17 protein-coding genes and 1 pseudogene are annotated in these 15107 nt (G+C 68.3%); 10 read left to right on the top strand and 8 right to left on the bottom strand.

All coding sequences use genetic code 11. The features are described 5' to 3' along the window. Positions 1-58 precede the first annotated feature (58 nt). The 3 genes and pseudogenes from ACEN8G_RS01480 to ACEN8G_RS01470 form a co-directional block, all read right to left on the bottom strand. Positions 59-1032 (bottom strand): annotated as a pseudogene (locus ACEN8G_RS01480) (quinone oxidoreductase family protein). 14 nt (positions 1033-1046) lie between these two features. Then, on the bottom strand, positions 1047-2819 hold the full coding sequence (locus ACEN8G_RS01475) for an SLC13 family permease (RefSeq protein ID WP_413418309.1): 1773 nt from the start codon (positions 2817-2819) through the stop codon (positions 1047-1049). Between the two features lie 164 nt (positions 2820-2983). Next, positions 2984-3196 (bottom strand): hypothetical protein, encoded by a 213-nt coding sequence (locus ACEN8G_RS01470; RefSeq protein ID WP_307119893.1) that lies wholly within the window; start codon positions 3194-3196, stop codon positions 2984-2986. A 158-nt stretch (positions 3197-3354) separates the two neighbouring features. Here ACEN8G_RS01470 and ACEN8G_RS01465 point away from each other — a divergent pair, with 158 nt between their 5' ends. After that, positions 3355-3540, top strand: a complete 186-nt coding sequence (locus ACEN8G_RS01465) for a hypothetical protein (protein ID WP_413416194.1) — start codon at positions 3355-3357, stop codon at positions 3538-3540. Positions 3541-3679: 139 nt separating this feature from the next. Here the strand turns inward: ACEN8G_RS01465 and ACEN8G_RS01460 are convergent, their stop codons facing one another. Continuing rightward, positions 3680-4303 carry a helix-turn-helix transcriptional regulator gene (locus ACEN8G_RS01460; RefSeq protein ID WP_413415324.1) on the bottom strand — a complete coding sequence of 208 codons (624 nt, stop codon included), beginning with the start codon at positions 4301-4303 and terminating at the stop codon, positions 3680-3682. Between the two features lie 94 nt (positions 4304-4397). Between ACEN8G_RS01460 and ACEN8G_RS01455 the strand changes: the two genes are divergently transcribed. Next, entirely contained in the window at positions 4398-4616 is a 219-nt protein-coding gene (locus tag ACEN8G_RS01455) for a hypothetical protein (protein ID WP_413415323.1), read from the top strand. Then, entirely contained in the window at positions 4613-4930 is a 318-nt protein-coding gene (locus ACEN8G_RS01450; protein WP_413415322.1) for a hypothetical protein, read from the top strand. The genes ACEN8G_RS01455 and ACEN8G_RS01450 overlap by 4 nt, the downstream gene beginning before the upstream one ends. 136 nt (positions 4931-5066) lie before the next feature. Here the strand turns inward: ACEN8G_RS01450 and ACEN8G_RS01445 are convergent, their stop codons facing one another. Next, positions 5067-6146, bottom strand: coding sequence for a hypothetical protein (locus tag ACEN8G_RS01445; protein WP_413415321.1), 1080 nt, complete (start codon positions 6144-6146; stop codon positions 5067-5069). After that, complete coding sequence (locus ACEN8G_RS01440) at positions 6143-7387, bottom strand: TIGR04063 family PEP-CTERM/XrtA system glycosyltransferase (protein WP_413415320.1); 1245 nt, start codon at positions 7385-7387, stop codon at positions 6143-6145. Before ACEN8G_RS01440 ends, ACEN8G_RS01445 begins: the two co-directional genes overlap by 4 nt. An 87-nt stretch (positions 7388-7474) precedes the next feature. Here ACEN8G_RS01440 and ACEN8G_RS01435 point away from each other — a divergent pair, with 87 nt between their 5' ends. The 3 genes from ACEN8G_RS01435 to ACEN8G_RS01425 are packed head-to-tail and all read left to right on the top strand — an operon-like array spanning position 7475 to position 10147. After that, positions 7475-7627: a hypothetical protein gene (locus tag ACEN8G_RS01435; protein ID WP_413415319.1), complete on the top strand. Its 153-nt coding sequence runs from the start codon at positions 7475-7477 to the stop codon at positions 7625-7627. After that, complete coding sequence (locus ACEN8G_RS01430; RefSeq protein WP_413415318.1) at positions 7620-8972, top strand: putative O-glycosylation ligase, exosortase A system-associated; 1353 nt, start codon at positions 7620-7622, stop codon at positions 8970-8972. The genes ACEN8G_RS01435 and ACEN8G_RS01430 overlap by 8 nt, the downstream gene beginning before the upstream one ends. Next, complete coding sequence (locus tag ACEN8G_RS01425) at positions 8969-10147, top strand: acyltransferase family protein (RefSeq protein ID WP_413415317.1); 1179 nt, start codon at positions 8969-8971, stop codon at positions 10145-10147. Before ACEN8G_RS01430 ends, ACEN8G_RS01425 begins: the two co-directional genes overlap by 4 nt. A 27-nt stretch (positions 10148-10174) precedes the next feature. Here ACEN8G_RS01425 and ACEN8G_RS01420 read toward each other — a convergent pair whose 3' ends face one another. Further along, positions 10175-10726 carry a type 1 glutamine amidotransferase domain-containing protein gene (locus tag ACEN8G_RS01420; RefSeq protein ID WP_413415316.1) on the bottom strand — a complete coding sequence of 184 codons (552 nt, stop codon included), beginning with the start codon at positions 10724-10726 and terminating at the stop codon, positions 10175-10177. A 101-nt stretch (positions 10727-10827) separates the two neighbouring features. Between ACEN8G_RS01420 and ACEN8G_RS01415 the strand changes: the two genes are divergently transcribed. The 3 genes from ACEN8G_RS01415 to ACEN8G_RS01405 are packed head-to-tail and all read left to right on the top strand — an operon-like array spanning position 10828 to position 13381. Then, positions 10828-11847: a DNA topoisomerase IB gene (locus tag ACEN8G_RS01415; protein WP_413415315.1), complete on the top strand. Its 1020-nt coding sequence runs from the start codon at positions 10828-10830 to the stop codon at positions 11845-11847. Next, positions 11844-12992, top strand: coding sequence for a mechanosensitive ion channel family protein (locus ACEN8G_RS01410; RefSeq protein ID WP_413415314.1), 1149 nt, complete (start codon positions 11844-11846; stop codon positions 12990-12992). The genes ACEN8G_RS01415 and ACEN8G_RS01410 overlap by 4 nt, the downstream gene beginning before the upstream one ends. A gap of 11 nt (positions 12993-13003) precedes the next feature. Continuing rightward, entirely contained in the window at positions 13004-13381 is a 378-nt protein-coding gene (locus tag ACEN8G_RS01405) for a VOC family protein (protein WP_413415313.1), read from the top strand. Positions 13382-13412: 31 nt separating this feature from the next. Here ACEN8G_RS01405 and ACEN8G_RS01400 read toward each other — a convergent pair whose 3' ends face one another. Beyond that, positions 13413-14372, bottom strand: coding sequence for a DUF2167 domain-containing protein (locus tag ACEN8G_RS01400; RefSeq protein WP_413415312.1), 960 nt, complete (start codon positions 14370-14372; stop codon positions 13413-13415). Between the two features lie 233 nt (positions 14373-14605). On the opposite strand from ACEN8G_RS01400, the gene ACEN8G_RS01395 reads away from it, so the two are divergent. Beyond that, positions 14606-15088 carry a MaoC family dehydratase gene (locus tag ACEN8G_RS01395; protein WP_413740718.1) on the top strand — a complete coding sequence of 161 codons (483 nt, stop codon included), beginning with the start codon at positions 14606-14608 and terminating at the stop codon, positions 15086-15088. The last annotated feature ends 19 nt before the right edge of the window (positions 15089-15107 follow it).

Raw genomic sequence — 15107 nt, 5'->3', positions numbered from 1 at the left:
GCAGTAGCGCAGGGAAGGAGCCGCACGAGATCCCGGCTTTCGCCGGGATGACGGCTCCTCAGGGCACCAGCACCGTAGACCCCGTCGTCTTCCCCGCCTCCAGCGCCCGGTGCGCGTCCGCGGCATCCTCCAGCGCGAACCGCTGGCCGATGTCCGCCCGCACCGCGCCGCTGCGCAGCATCTGGAACAGCCGCGCGCTGCCCGTCGCGCGCTCCTCGGGCGTGACATAGTAGTCGAACATCGTCGGCCGGGTGACATAGACCGACCCCGCCTTCGCGAGCGCCCCCAGCGCGACGCCGTCCACCGGGCCGCTGGCATTGCCGAAGCTCACCACCAGCCCGCGCCGCCGCACGCTCGCCAGCGACGCTTCCCAGGTCGCCTTGCCGACCCCGTCGAACACCACTTCCACGCCGGCGCCGCCGGTGATCCCGCGCACCCACTCGGCCACGCCCTCGCCGCGCGAGACCAGCACGTCGTCGGCGCCCGCCTCGACTGCCAGCGCCACCTTGTCGGCGCTGCCCACCGTCGCCAGCACCGCGCGCCGATCGCCTTGAGCCAGCGCACCGCGATCTGCCCGACGCCGCCCGCCGCGGCATGGACCAGCACCGTCCAGCCGGGCTCGACCCGGGCGCAGCGCTCGACCAGGAACTCCACCGTCCCGCCCTTGAGCAGGGCCGCCGCCGCGGTCTCGTCGCTGATATCGTCCGGCAGCGCGAACAGCAGCTTCGCCGGCACGTTGCGCGCGGTCGCATAGGCGCCGAGCCCGGGGCCGAAGGTCGCCACCCGGTCCCCGGGCGCGAACTCGGTCACGCCCTCGCCCACTGCCTCGACCACCCCTGCCGCCTCGCCGCCGAGCCCGCTCGGCAGCGGCACCGGATAGAGGCCGGAGCGGTGATAGGTGTCGATGAAGTTCAGCCCCACCGCGGTGTTGCGCATCCGCACCTCGCCCGGCCCCGGCGGCGGCAGCTCGACATCCACCCACTGGATGACCTCGGGCCCGCCGACGCGCTCGATCCGTGCCATCCGTTCCATATGCGACTCCAAACTCAATGCACCGGCCACACCCATAGGATCAGCGGCGTGCCGACCACCAGCACGATCAGCGAGAGCGGCGCACCCAGCCGGGCATAATCGCCGAACTTGTACCCGCCCGGGCCCATCACCAGCGTGTTGCACTGGTGGCCGATCGGCGTGAGGAAGTCGCAGCCCGCGCCCACCGCGGTCGCCATCAGGAACGCCTCGGGCCGATAGCCCAGTTCGCCCGCGAAGGTCGTGGCGATCGGCGCCATCACCAGCACGGTCGCGGCATTGTTGAGGAAAGGCGTCACCGCCATCGCCGCCGCCAGGATCAGCGCTACCGCCCCCCAGGGCGGCAGGGTCGCGGCAAGCTGGCCCAGCCCGTCGCCGATGATCTGGCTCGCGCCCGTCGTGCGCAGCGAATCGGAGACCGGGATCAGCGCGCCGAGCATCACCAGGATCGGCCATTCGATATGGTCATAGGCCTCGCGCACCGGCAGCGCGCCGAGCAGGATGGTCAGCCCAGCCGCCGCGAAGAACGCCACCGCCACCGGCACATAGCCCAAGGCCGTCGCCGCCATCGCCGCGCCGAGAATTGCCAGCGGCAACAGCCCCTTGCGCGCGCTGCCCAGCCGCAGGGTGCGCTCGGCAAGCGGCAGGCAGCCCAGCTCGCCGAGCCGCTCGAACAGCAGGTCGAGCGGCCCTTGCAGCACGATCACGTCGCCCGCCTCAAGCACCACGTCGCCCAGCCGCCGCGCCAGCCGATCGCCGCGGCGCGAGACCGCGATCAGGTTCACCCCGAAACGCTCGTGCAGCCCCAGCCGCCCGGCGGTGCGCCCGATCAACGGGCTCTCGGTGCCGATCACCGCCTCGATCACGCCCACTTCGCTGCTGGAGCCGTCGGGGGTCTCGCGGTGCGCGCCTTCCAGCTCCAGCCGGTCGCTGGCGATCACCCGCTCCAGGCTGTCGGGCGGGCCGGCGAGGATCAGCACGTCCTCGGGCTTCAGCACGGCGTCAGGGAACGGGATCGAGCGGATGCCGGCGCGCAGGATCGCGGTGACGGTGATCTCGCCGTCATGCCGTTCGCGGAATTCGGCGACCGTCTCGTCCACAGCCGGCGATCCGGCGGGGATTTCCGCCTCGGTGACATAGTCCTGGATGTCGATCGCCTCGCCCAGCGTCGGCGCCGCCCGGCGGTCGCGCGGCAGCAGCCGGTAGCCGAAGCGCAGGAAGACCAGCCCGACCAGGGTGAGCCCCAGCCCGACCGGCGCATAGTCGAACATGCCGAAGGGCTGGCCGGTCATCTCCTCGCGCACCCGGCTGACGATGATGTTGGGCGAGGTTCCGATCAGCGTGATCAGCCCGCCGAGCAGCGAGGCGAAGCTCATCGGCATCAGATAGGCCGCCGGCGAGACGTTCGCCCGCTTGCTCATCTGCAGCGCCACCGGGATCATCATCGCCAGCGCGCCGATATTCTTGACCAGCGCCGAGGCGAAGCCGACCGAGGCGCTGAGCAGCAGCAGTTGCGAGCGGACATGCGTCACGCGCTTCTGCAGCAACAGCATCGCCCGCTCGATCACGCCCGAGCGCTGCACCGCGCCCGAGAGCACCAGCGCGCTGGCGACGATGATCACGATGTCGTCGGAAAAGCCGGTGAACGCCTGTTTGGGGCTGACGATGCCCAGCGCCAGCGCCGCAAGCAGCGCGATCACCGCGACCATGTCGTAGCGGAAACGTCCCCAGATGAAGAGCAGCATCATGCCGACGAGCACGCCGACGGAGAGCAATTGGGGCGTGTTCATCGCGGCATGAACGCCGCCGGGTGGTTTCGGGTCCGTGCCTGCCTCTAAAGCCCCTCCCCTTCAGGGGAGGGGTTTGGGGGGGGGCATGTATCTCATCGAGACCGAGAGCCCATTGACAGCCCCCACCCCAACCCCTCCCCTGAAGGGGAAGGGCTTAGAATCCCCTAGTGCACGGTCCCCACGGCCCTGCCGACCGACATCAGCACGATCAGCCGCTCGATCTGGCGCCAGCGGCAGAAATGGATATGGTTGCCCAGGTCGCGGCTGCGGTCGGCACGCGCGGCCGCCTCGCTGCCGGCGAGCTCGCCGAAGCAGGCGATCAGTTCGTTGGCGTCGGCGATTTCGCAGCGATCGCCCAGATACGGCATCATGTTCATGCGCGCGTTCGCTACACGAGCCGTGCCAGTTTCCTGCGATTCCCCGCTTTCGGCGCCACACGAGAGTCAATTTGCGGTAACCATGCCGAATCCGCCGTATCGCCTGCCCCGCCATGGCACATATGGCGTCCCGCCCCGGGACGTGGCAGAGGGTGGCGATGGCCAAGACTCCCTCCAAGACGCCCCTCGCCGGCGGCTTCCTGCTCGCGCTCAGCCTGCTCGTCGGCGTGTTCGTCGGCATCGCCCGGGGCGAGGCCTCGTTCGGGTTCGTCGTGGGGCTCGGCGTCGGCGTGGCGCTGCTGGTCCTGGTCTGGCTGGTCGATCGGGTCCGGGTGGGGCGGTAGGTCGGCCGCTTTTCCTTTTCCCCGGCGAAGGCCGGGGCCCAGACTAAGCAGTGCGCGGCGAAGACGCGCCAAGGCGCGTGACTTTCAAGACTTGGCCCCGGCCTTCCCCCGGGGAAAATTCAGGCCAGAGTGACGCAGGCTAAACCGCCCGCCCCAGCCACGCCACCCGCCCGACCACGTCCAGCGCCCTGGCCGGCACCATCCGCGTCTCCCACTCCGGATTGTCCGAGATCACTTCGATCCCGCCCACCCCGGTGCGCAGCCGCTTGACCATCAGCTCGCCGTCGAGCCGGATCACGAACACCCCGCCGCGGCCCTCCACCCGCCGCCGGTCGCGGTCGACGAGGATCTCGTCGCCATCCTCCAGCGTCGGCATCATCGAATCGCCGCGCACCCGGATCATCGACGCCGCCTCGGGCCGCACGCCCAGCGCGCGCAGCAGCTCGGGCGAGAATTGCGCCCCACGCCGCCGCCGCGCCTCGCCCTCGACCAGCCCGCCCGGCCCCGCCGACGCCCCGACGTCGAGCCGCGCCACCTCGACCAGCCCCTCCTGCTCGGGTCCGCCCAGCCGCGCCTCGGCCACGCCGAAATAGCGCGCGAGCAGCGCCCGGTCCGCCTCGCTCAGCAGCCGCGGGGTGCCCCGCACCAGATATTGCTGGAGATAGGCCGCATTGCGCCCGAGCAGCCGCGAAAGCTCGGAAAGGCTCGTGCCGTTTTCCGTGATCAGCGCCTCCAGCGCGGCTCGTTGCGCCTCCGGTTCCATTACGCCTCCATACCCGTAGGATTTTTCCTAGACAAGTAGGAAATAAGGAACAAAGTGAGAACGATCTTCAGCGAATCGGACGGGAGACGAACGGATGTCGGTGCATCGCAAGATCGAGAAATTCCTCCGGGCGACGGACATGCCGCCCACCAAATTCGGCAGGCTCGCGGTCAGCGATCCGCGCTTCGTGTTCGACCTGCGCATGGGCCGCGAGCCCGGTGCGAAGATCACCGCGCGGGTCGAGGCGTTCCTCGCCGCGCAGAAGCTGGCACAGCAACAACAGCAGCCCCAGCGCCCGGGGTCCGGCCGATGAGCCGCGGCCCCGACGCGGAGACGTTGCTCCGCCGCGCGATTGAGGCGCATGCGGAAGCGGCGGGCTGCCCGGTGGCGCTGGTCGAATCGGACTGGCGGCGCTGGGCCAGCGCCACCTTCAACGGCGCGCGCCACCTGCTCAGCCTCGCCGCCCCGCCCTCCCCGGCGCTCGACGCCTGGATCGCGGGCCTGCCCGATGCGGATATCCGCCTGCGCGGCCATCTGGTCGCCGACCTTGCCGTCGAGCAGGTCCGCCGCGCGGAGGACCGGGTGACGGTGTCGCTGGAAGTGCTGACGGTGGAGGAGGGGCGATAGTTCCTCGCCCTCTTCTTTCCCCGGCGAAGGCCGGGGCCCAGACTAAGCGTGCGCGGCGAAGACGCGCCAAGGCGCATGACTTTCAAGGCTGGGCCCCGGCCTTCGCCGGGGAAAGGCGCAAGAAGCCTGAAGGAGGTCAGGCCGTGCGCCGCGCCAGGTTGCGCAGCGTGACCAGGGCTTCCTCCAGCCCGCGCTCATGCGCCTTGGCCGTCGCCCGCGAGGTCGCCGCGATCTGCTTGTCGGCCACGCCGCGCTCGAGCCGCTCGAGCAGCGCGTGGATCGAGGCATCGGTCTCCGGCCGCACGATCCGCTCGCGCGGCGGGGCGGCGGGCGCCTCGGCCACCGGCTCGGGCACGTGCCGGCGGGGCGGCGGAGTCAGCTCGAATATCTCGAAGCGCTCGCTCTCGTCGAAGATCGACGGGCGCGGCTGGCGGCGCAGCGGCGCAAGCGGCACCGGCGCCGGCTTGGGCACTACCGGGATCGCCTGCGGATCGAAGGCCGAGAGCGGCTGGCCGAGGTCGACCGGCAGCTCCTGCTCGACGAGCGGCTCGGCCTCGCGCGCGTGGATGTCGTGACTTTTGTGACTTTCCGCCGCCTCGGGCTCGGGCTCGAACACCGCTTTGGCGTGTACTTCGTGTACTTTGGGCGCCTCGATCACCGGCTCGGGCTCGGCGACCACCACGGGCGCCGGCAGTTCGATCACAGGCTCGGGCGCCATCGCGACCACCGGTTCCGGCGCCTTGGGCGGTGTGATCGCGCGCGGCGGGAAGATCGCGTCGAAGTCGACTCGCTCCTCCTCGGGCTCGGCCACCGGCACGGCGGCGCGGACCTCGAGGAACGGCCGGCCCAGGTCGCGGGTGGCGAGCAAGGGCGGGCGCGGCGGCGCGTCGGGATGGGCGTCGGCACGGCGCAGCACCGGCAGCGGCACCTGCTCGGGATCGCTCTCCGCCTCGGCCGCTTCGCCGATGGTCAGCCCGCGCGAGCCGAGCAGGATGAAGGCCGAGAGCCACATGAAGGCACCGACGAACGCACCCGCACCCAGCGCCACGGCAAGCCGGGCGGTGGTGCCCAGCGGCGGCTCGGCCATCGCCAGAACGGAAGGGAGCCCGGAGTCCATCACCAGCGCCTCGAGCGCGGGCACGGGGATCATCGCAACGCCAAGCGCAGCGAGACCACCCGCGACCGCGGCGATCAAAGGCGCCAGCGGCAGGTTCATGCGCTCACCACGGACGTGTGCGACCACGAGTCTTCCATGGCCCCGATTTTGGCGAGTCTTTGGTAAACGGAGTCATAACGGCCGACATTTGTCGCCCAGCTGCGCTCGGTCTCGACGAAGCGCCGCCCGCGTTCGCGCCGCGCGTCCCAGCTGTCGCGCTCGGCGAACAGCCTGGCGAGCGATTCGGCCAGCGCCGTGGGGCTGTCGGGAGCGAACAGGGTGCCGGTGTCACCGTCGCGGATCAGCTCGCGGTGCCCGCCCACGTCGGACGCGGCGACCAGCCGGCGCTGCGCCATGGCCTCCAGGGGCTTCAGCGGCGTCACCAGGTCGGTCAACCGCATATGCTTGCGCGGATAGACCAGCACGTCGATCACGCTGTAATAGCGCTCGACCTGCTGGTGTGGGACGCGGCCGACGAAGTGGATGCGATCGGCGACCGGCGATGCAGCGGCCTGGGCCATCAGCGCCGCGTCGCACGGCCCGCCGCCGACCAGGACGAGATGCATCTTCGGGCGCAGGGCAACCAGCCGCGGCATCGCCTCGATCAGCACCTCCAGGCCTTCATAGTCATAGAAGCTGCCGATGAAGCCGATCGTCTCGGCCCCCTCGATACCCAGCTCCTTCGCCAGCGCCGTGTCATGCGGCAAGGGCTCGCCGAACAGGCCCAGGTCGACGCCATTGGGCGAGATCATGATCTTGCCCGCATCGATCCCGCCGCGGGCGACCAGGTCGCCCTTCAGCCCCTCGCAGATCACCGCCACCGCATCGGCCTTGCGCACTGCCCGCGTCTCCAGCCAGCGCGTCGCCCGGTATTTCCAGCTACCTTCGGTGCCGGTGCCGTTGCCGACGGCGGCGTCTTCCCAGAAGGCGCGGATCTCGTACATCAGCGGCAGGCCCAGCTTGTTCGCCACCCGCTGCGCCGCCATCGCGCCGAGCACCGGCGAATGGGCGTGGAGCACATCGGGCTGCCATGCCTTCGCCACCGCCTCGATGCGTTTTGCGAATGCCGAGACCTCGCGCAGCTCGCCGATCACCGGCGGTCCCGAATTGACTCGCGGCGTCCGGTAGAAGCGGATGCCGTCGATCGTCTCCTCGTCGGTGTCGAACTTGCCGTGGCGCGGGCTGGTCACCGCGGCGACGTCCCAGCCGCGCGCCATCTGCGCCTTCAGGATCGCACGCGTCCGGAAGGTATAGCCGCTGTGCAGCGGCAGGCCGTGATCGAGGATATGGAGAATCCGCATGGATGCTCCCATGCCACGCGAGCACTTAACGCGGCGTCAACCGCATCCCGCTATGCCGTCCCCACAAGCAGGAGCGGCAACGGGCCCATGATCGACAATCTATCGCTCGCGATCTCGCACGGGCTGATGCTGCTCGCGGCCTTCCTGCTGCTGCGCCGCCCCGATCTCGACCACAAGCCCGGCCCCAAGGATCAAGCCTCCAAGGCCAAGCCCAGCCGATGGGGCAAGCCCGGTGCGTGATCTCGTCTTCGTCGCCTTCCTGCTGGCCTTTTTCGGGATGGGCTTCCGCAAGCCGTTCATCTTCGTGCTGGTCTATGCCTATATCGACATCGTCTCGCCGCAGCGGCTGACCTACCTCCTGCTCAACTCGGTGCCGATCTCGCTGATCGCCGTTGGCCTGTCGGTGCTCGGCTGGCTGGCGATGGACGACAAGAAGGACGTCCGCGTCGCGCCGCGACAGCTGATGATCGTCGCCCTGCTCGGCTATTGCTTCTACACCACGCTCAACGCCGACTTCAAAGTCGAGGCCTTGGACAAGTGGGACTGGGTGTGGAAGGCGCTCGCCTTCGCCGCCTTCCTGCCGCTGACGCTGCGCACCAAGTTGCGCATCGAGAGCCTGCTGCTCTTCATGATCCTGTCCGCCTCGTCGATCATCATCGTCGGCGGGATCAAGACGCTCGGCTCGGGCGGCGGCTATGGCGAGCTCAACCTGATGGTCGCCAACAATTCGGGCCTCTACGAAGGCTCGACCATCTCCACCGTGGCGATCGCGATCATCCCGCTGATCGTCTGGTTCATGCGCTTCGGCACGATCTTCCCGCCCGACTGGAAGGTGAAGTGCTTCTGCCTGGCGTTGATCTTCGCCTGCCTGCTCATCCCGGTCGGCACCTCGACGCGCACCGGACTGCTCTGCATCGGCCTGGTCGCGCTGCTGATGATCCGCGATGCCAAGCGCAAGGTCGTCTACCTCACCGCGCTCGGCTGCCTCGGCCTCGCCGCCGTGCCCTTCCTGCCCAGTTCGTTCACCGAGCGGATGGGGACGATCAAGACCTACAAGGCCGACGCCTCGGCCTCCACCCGCCTCGCCGTGTGGCAATGGACGATGGACTACGCCAAGGCCCATCCGATGGGCGGCGGGTTCGAGGCCTATCGCCAGAACAAGATCCGCTACGAGAAGGTAGCGGTCGAAGGCGAAGGCGCCGGCCAGCAGAAGATCGACCGCAGCCTCGAGGTCGACAGCGCCCGCGCCTATCACAGCGCCTATTTCGAGATGCTCGGCGAGCAGGGCTATCCCGGCCTCGCGCTGTGGCTGCTCATCAACATCCTCGGCATCTTCCGCATGGAAGTGCTGCGCCAGCGCTATCGGAAGCCCGAGCCCGGCCAGGAATGGGTCGCCCCCCTCGCCTCGGCGCTGCAGACCGCGCACATCGTCTACATGCTCGGCGCGACCTTCATCGCCATCGCCTTCCAGCCCTTCGTCTACATGCTGATCGGCGCCCAGATCGGGCTCGACACCTATATGGCCCGCAAGCGCGAGGAATCCGCCTGGCGCCCGCTGCGCAGGGCCAGGCCGGCACTGGCATGAGGGGGCCGGAGCTCAGGGCACTGACCAGCGTGCGCGGGATCGCGGCCTGGTTCGTGGTGTTCTTCCACATCCGCTTCGCGCTCGGCCTGCCCGATCCCGAGACGCACCTGCTCGCCAAGGGCTATCTGGCGGTCGACTTCTTCTTCCTGCTCTCGGGCTTCGTCATCTGGATGACGTGGAGCGAGCGCCTCCGCACCGGCGGGATCGCCGCGGTACCGGGCTTCCTCCAGCGCCGCGTCGCCCGGGTCTGGCCGCTCCATCTCGTCATGCTCGGCTTCGGCGTGGCGATCGCCGCCGTGCTCGAGCTGACCGGCCGGGGCAGCGGCCAGTTCCCCTGGCACGAGCTGCCGCTCCACATCCTGCTGCTCCAGAATTGGGGCTTCACCCCGCACCTCACCTGGAACGACCCGGCCTGGTCGATTTCCTGCGAGCTTGCCGCCTATCTGCTATTCCCGCTGCTGGCCCTCGCCATCGACTGGCGCCGCATGCCGAGCTGGGCCGTGATCGCCGCCATTGCCTCGCTGCTCGCCCTGCTCCACGGCATCTTCGCCAGCCGCGGCGCCTGGGCATTGGGGCAGGAGATCACCCGCCTCGGCCTGATCCGCTGCCTGTTGGAGTTCACCGCCGGCACCGCCGTCGCCGCGCTGTGGCTGCGCTGGCGTGACGCCTGGCGCCTCCCTGCATTGATGAGCGGCGGGATCGCCCTCGCCTTCGCCATCGGCTGGGCTGCAGGCCTGCCCGAGACCCTCGCCGCCCCCGCCCTGTTCGCCGCGCTGCTGCTCGCGCTTGCGCTGACCTCGGCCCGGCGCGGCAACCCGCTGGAGGCGGGCTGGATCCATTATCTCGGCGAGATCAGCTACGCGACCTATCTCTCGCACTATCTCCTGTGGTTCGCCTTCAAGCTGGCCTTTGTCCGCGACGCGAGCGCCGTGCCCTGGCCGCTGGTGATCGGCTTCCTGGTGCTGGTGCTGCTCGCCTCGGTGGCGCTCTACCATCTGGTCGAGCGCCCGGCGCAGAAATGGGTGAATACCCTGAAACTCCCCTTCCGCTTGCGAGTGCCGGGTCGGCCATGCCCCCGGCATGGCCTGAACAGCGCGGGGCGCTGTTCACCCGGCACTGGGTCGGGGGAGGGGTTGTCGAAACCTAGCATCGGGAAGGAACAACCCCTCCCCTAGCCCCTCCCGCAAGCGGAAGGGGAACCTTCAGGCCTCCGCCGGCACCTTCTGAAGCGCTTCGATCACCGCGCGGTTGAACGCCGGGATGTCGTCCGGCTTGCGGCTGGTGATGAGGTTCTCGTCGACCACCACTTCGCGATCGACCACCTCGGCGCCGGCATTCGCCAGGTCGGTGCGCACCGAGGGCCAGCCGGTCACCTCGCGCCCCTCGACCACATCGGCCTCGACCAGCAGCCAGGGGGCATGGCAGATCGCCGCGACGATCTTCTCGTCGTCCATGAACTCGCCGACGATCTCCACCGCCCGCTCGTTCATCCGCAGCTTGTCGGGATTGGCCACGCCGCCGGGCAGCACCAGCGCGTCGTAATTGTCGGTATCGACCTCGTCGACCGTGGTGTCCGGCGTGATGCTCTCGCCCTTCTCGCCCCCCTTCTCGCCGATGATCGGCCTGGTATCGAGCGCCGCCAGCGTCACTTGCGCGCCGGCGTCGATCAGCGCCTGGCGGGGCAGCATCAGCTCGTCCTGCTCGAAGCCGTTGGTCGCCATCATCAGAACGCGGACATGGGAGAGATCGGTCATGGCAAGGCTCCTCGGTTGCTCCCGATGAACCGGCCGCCCACCGCCCGGTTCCGGAACGAAGCGATGGCCTGCGCATTGACCGGGCCATAGCGAGGAGGCCCATGCCAAGTACCGACATCGTCTATGTCGACGACCAGCAACCCGGGATCACGCGGCGCAAGGTGCGCCATGGCTGGGGCTATTGGGATGCCGAGGGCGAGCGCATCAAGGACCGCGACGCGATCGACCGGCTGAACGCGATCGGCCTGCCGCCGGCCTATCACGACGCCTGGTTCTGTCCCGATCCGCGCGGCCATATCCAGGCGACCGGCTATGACGAGAAGGGCCGCAAGCAGTATCGCTACCACGCCGGCTTCCGCGAAGCGCAAGAAGCGGCAAAATATGATCGCTGCGCCAGCTTCGGCGAGCATCTCGCCAAGCTCCGTGCCCGGGTCGAGCACGACCTGAAGCTGCGCGGCCTGTGCAAGGAGAAGGCGGTGGCCGCCGTGGTCCGCCTGCTCGATCTCGGCAGCATCCGCGTCGGCAACGAGCAATATGTCCAGGCGAACAAGAGCTTCGGCGCCACCACGTTGCGCAAGCGCCATGCGGTAGTGAAGGGCCAGACGCTCCGCCTCCAGTTCCGCGCCAAGTCCGGCAAGCTCAGGGTGATGACGATCACCGACGGATCGCTCAGCCGCTTCGTCCGGAAGTGCCAGGACCTGCCCGGCCAGCATCTGTTCCGCTGGCTCGACGATGCCGGCGAGGCGCACCCTGTCACTTCGTCCGACGTCAACGCCTATATCCGTGAGGCCACCAGCGAGGACTTCACCGCCAAGCATTTCCGTACCTGGGGCGCCAGCGTCATCGCCTTCCGAGCGCTGGCCGGGGCAGACGAGCATGTCGGCCTCAAGGCGATGCTCGAGCCGGTGACGGAGGCGCTGGGCAACACGCCCGCCATCGCCCGCAAATCCTACGTCCATCCCGCCTTGGTCGATCTCGCCAAGGATCGCGAGGCACAGGCGGAATGGCGGGCAGCATGCCACTTGCCGCGTGCCACGCGCTGGCTCAATCGTTACGAACGCGGCCTGATCGCCTTCCTCGAAGGCCTTGCCGCGCACCAACAGCCCCGAAAGGCCGCATGACTATCAATCGCACCGCCAATGGTTTCCCCCAGAGCGAGGATCTTCAGATTCAGGCCGAAACCTTCGCAAATGACAGCTGGGCCTGGGCGCAATCGCACTGGCTCCAGATCCTGATCGCCGCCGGCGTCGCCATCGCGGTGTTCTTCGTGCTGCAGGCGATCAAGGGCTGGGGCGCGCGCCTGTGCCGGCGCGGCGAGGGCGTCGCCAACTGGTATTCGATCATCGGCCGCGCCGTCGCCAAGACCGGCAACTTCTTCATCTTGATGACCTCGATCCGGCTTGTCACCGGCTATGCCGGCCCGCCGCCGATGGTGGAGGCCACGGTCGAGTTCCTCTTCACCATTTCGGCCGTGTTCCAATGCGCGATCTGGCTGCGCGAGCTGATCTTCGGCGCGATCGAGCACAAGACGACCGCCGACAACTACCACGGCTCGGGCTTGGCCAGCGCACTCGGCATCATCCGCATCCTGATCACGGTGGTGCTGTTCGCGATCGCCACGGTGATGGTGCTCGGCAATCTGGGCGTCAACGTCACTGGCCTGATCGCCGGCCTCGGCGTCGGCGGCATCGCCATCGGTCTCGCCGCGCAGGGCATCTTCGCCAACCTGTTCGCCGCGCTGACGATCCTGTTCGACCGCCCCTTCCGCGTCGGCGACAAGATCCGCTTCGACAAGAACAGCGGCACCGTCCAGTCGATCGGCCTGATGAGCACGCGCATCCGCTCGTTCGTCGGTGAGGAGCTGATCTTCTCGAACAAGCAGCTGCTCGACAAGTTGATCGAGAACCTGTCGCTGCGCCACCACACGCGCACCAAGCTGCCGGTTTCCGTCGCCTATGAGACCCCGGTCGAGACGCTCGAGGCGCTGCCGGCGATGCTCAAGGAAATCGTCGAGGCGGCCGGCGGCACCCTGTCGCGTGCCAGCACCGAGGGCTTCGGCGCCAGCTCGATCGACTTCATGATCGAGTTCGACGTCGAGGGGGACGACGTTCCCCATGCCCAGATCGTGCGCGACAAGATCATCTTCGGCATCCTCCGCAAGTTCGCCGCCGAGGGCATCTCGATCCCCTACCCGACCCAGACCAGCTACACCGCAGATCCCAGCGGCAAGCTGATCCTGCCCTATCCGGCAGAGCATCAGGCCTGAAAGGAGCCGCCATGCTGAAGGACCATAGCAGCCACGCGATCATCCCCTGCCGCGACGTCGCCGTCGCCAAGGCCTTCTACACCGAGACGCTGGGCCTGCCGCTCGCCGCCGATCATGGCGAGGTCTTCCTGATCCGCACCGGCGTGACGTTGCTCAACGTCTATCGCAGCGACTTTGCCGGCACCAACCAGGCCAATGCGGTGGTGTTCGACGTCCATGACGACCTTGAGGCGATCGCAGCGGACCTGCGCGCCAAGGGCGTCAGGCTGGAGGAATACCCCGACGGCTTCGATCGGGTGGAGGACGGGGTCCATATCCAGGGCGACTTCCGCGCCATCTGGTTCAAGGATCCGGACGGCAACATTCTCCACGCCAATAGCGGGGGATGAGCACCCGCCCATCCCCCGATGGAGACCGAGTCTAGATCTCGTCTTCCTCGCGGTTGCGGCCGAACAGCTTGCGGAAAAAGGCCAGCATGGCTGCGCCCGCAGCGGCGATGCCGACCAGGATCACCTTGCCGAACTTCAGGATGATCGCGAGGAAGCCCAGCTTCTTCGCCGCCGCCACCGCGACACCGCCGGCGACCAGCCCGGCCAGGCCATATTCGGCCGCCTTGTCGGTCGATGCGTTGAAGTCGGCATAAGTCGCGCCCTGCTCGAACGTCACCGACTGGCCGAACGCCTGCGCCGCGGTGCGCACGTCGCCGAGCAGCGGCATTTCGGAAAGCATGTTGAGGCTCAGCACGCCGGTGCGGCCGAGCAGGCGCACGTCATAGTTGAGCGCATTGGTGTTCGACCCGGCGATCTGCAGCTCACGCGCCCAGATCAGCGAATGGCTCGCCGCGTCATAGGAGGGCGGCTGCGCCCAGCCGGCCAGGTGCATCGCCGGATAGCCCGCCTTCTCCCGCTCGGGATTGGCCGCTTCCTGGCTCTCCTGCATCGACTTGAGCACCGATGCGTAATCCTCCTCCTTCGCCTTGGAGTCGGAGACATGGCCGGTGTCCTCATAGGTGATCACCGCCGCCCAGGGCGAATCGAAGATGGTCTTGCCCTGCTCGATCACCAGGCCGAGCACGCCGTCGCCCTGGCTCGGCGGATTGCCCCAGGCCTCGACCAGCACGCGCTTGGCTTCGGCAGGCGGCAGGAAATAATAGCGCTCGCCAAGATGCAGCACCGCCTTGGCTTCGGGAATGCGGATATCGCCGGTCTGCGGGTGCAGCGACTTGAGGAACGCCTCGGCGCTGGGCGGCAGCTTGTCCGCCTTGCTCCCGGTCGCGTTCGCCTCGGCCTTGGGCGCCCTGGGCGCGTCGTCCGCCCCGGCCGGCGTTGCCGCCAGCATCACGGCCAGCGCCACCGCACCGGCTCCCACCAATTTCCGCATCTTGTCCCCCTCTTCGCGCAAATGCGATTCGTCCCCGCTCCGAATGGGCCGCCGGATCGCCGCCGCGTCAAGCACTTGCGCGAGTCGCACCCACGACGCGGGCCCGCTTCGGGACTTTTAGAATATTGGGTCCGGAGCTTTTCCGATGGCTTACGTTACGTCCACCGCCCATTTCAAATTTCCGGTCGGCCGAGGCTTGCAGGAGGCCATGGTGCGCCCCTAGATGGGCCGCAATGCAGCAAATGCGCGAGGATTCCCTGGTGGAAACGATCACGGTGCAGGAGATGGCCGAGAGCATCGGCACCGAGCGGGTGTCCGACTGGGTGGAAGTCACCCAGATGATGATCGACACCTTTGCCGAGGCGACCGGCGATCACCAGTTCATCCATGTCGATCCCGTCCGCGCGGCGCAGACCCCGTTCGGCGGCACGATCGCGCACGGATTTCTGTCGCTCTCGCTGATGCCGATGCTCGCCGCCCGCTCGAACGCCCCCGCCATCGAGGGCGTGAAGATGGGCGTCAATTACGGCGGCAACAAAGTCCGTTTCATGCAGCCGGTACGCTCGGGCAAGCGCGTCCGCGGCCGCTTCAAGCTGCTCAAGTTCACCGAGCGCAAGCCCGGCGTCTGGGAACAGGTCCAGGAATATACCCTCGAGATCGAAGGCGAGGAGAAGCCCGCCTTGATCGCCGAGTGGATCGCGCTCGTCTACGTTTGAGATCCCAAGAGAAGGAACC

Origin of the sequence: Sphingomonas sp. Sphisp66 (assembly GCF_047324325.1) — a bacterium.
Taxonomy (GTDB): Bacteria; Pseudomonadota; Alphaproteobacteria; order Sphingomonadales; family Sphingomonadaceae; genus Sphingomonas.
This window is presented reverse-complemented; position numbering and strand designations above follow the sequence as displayed.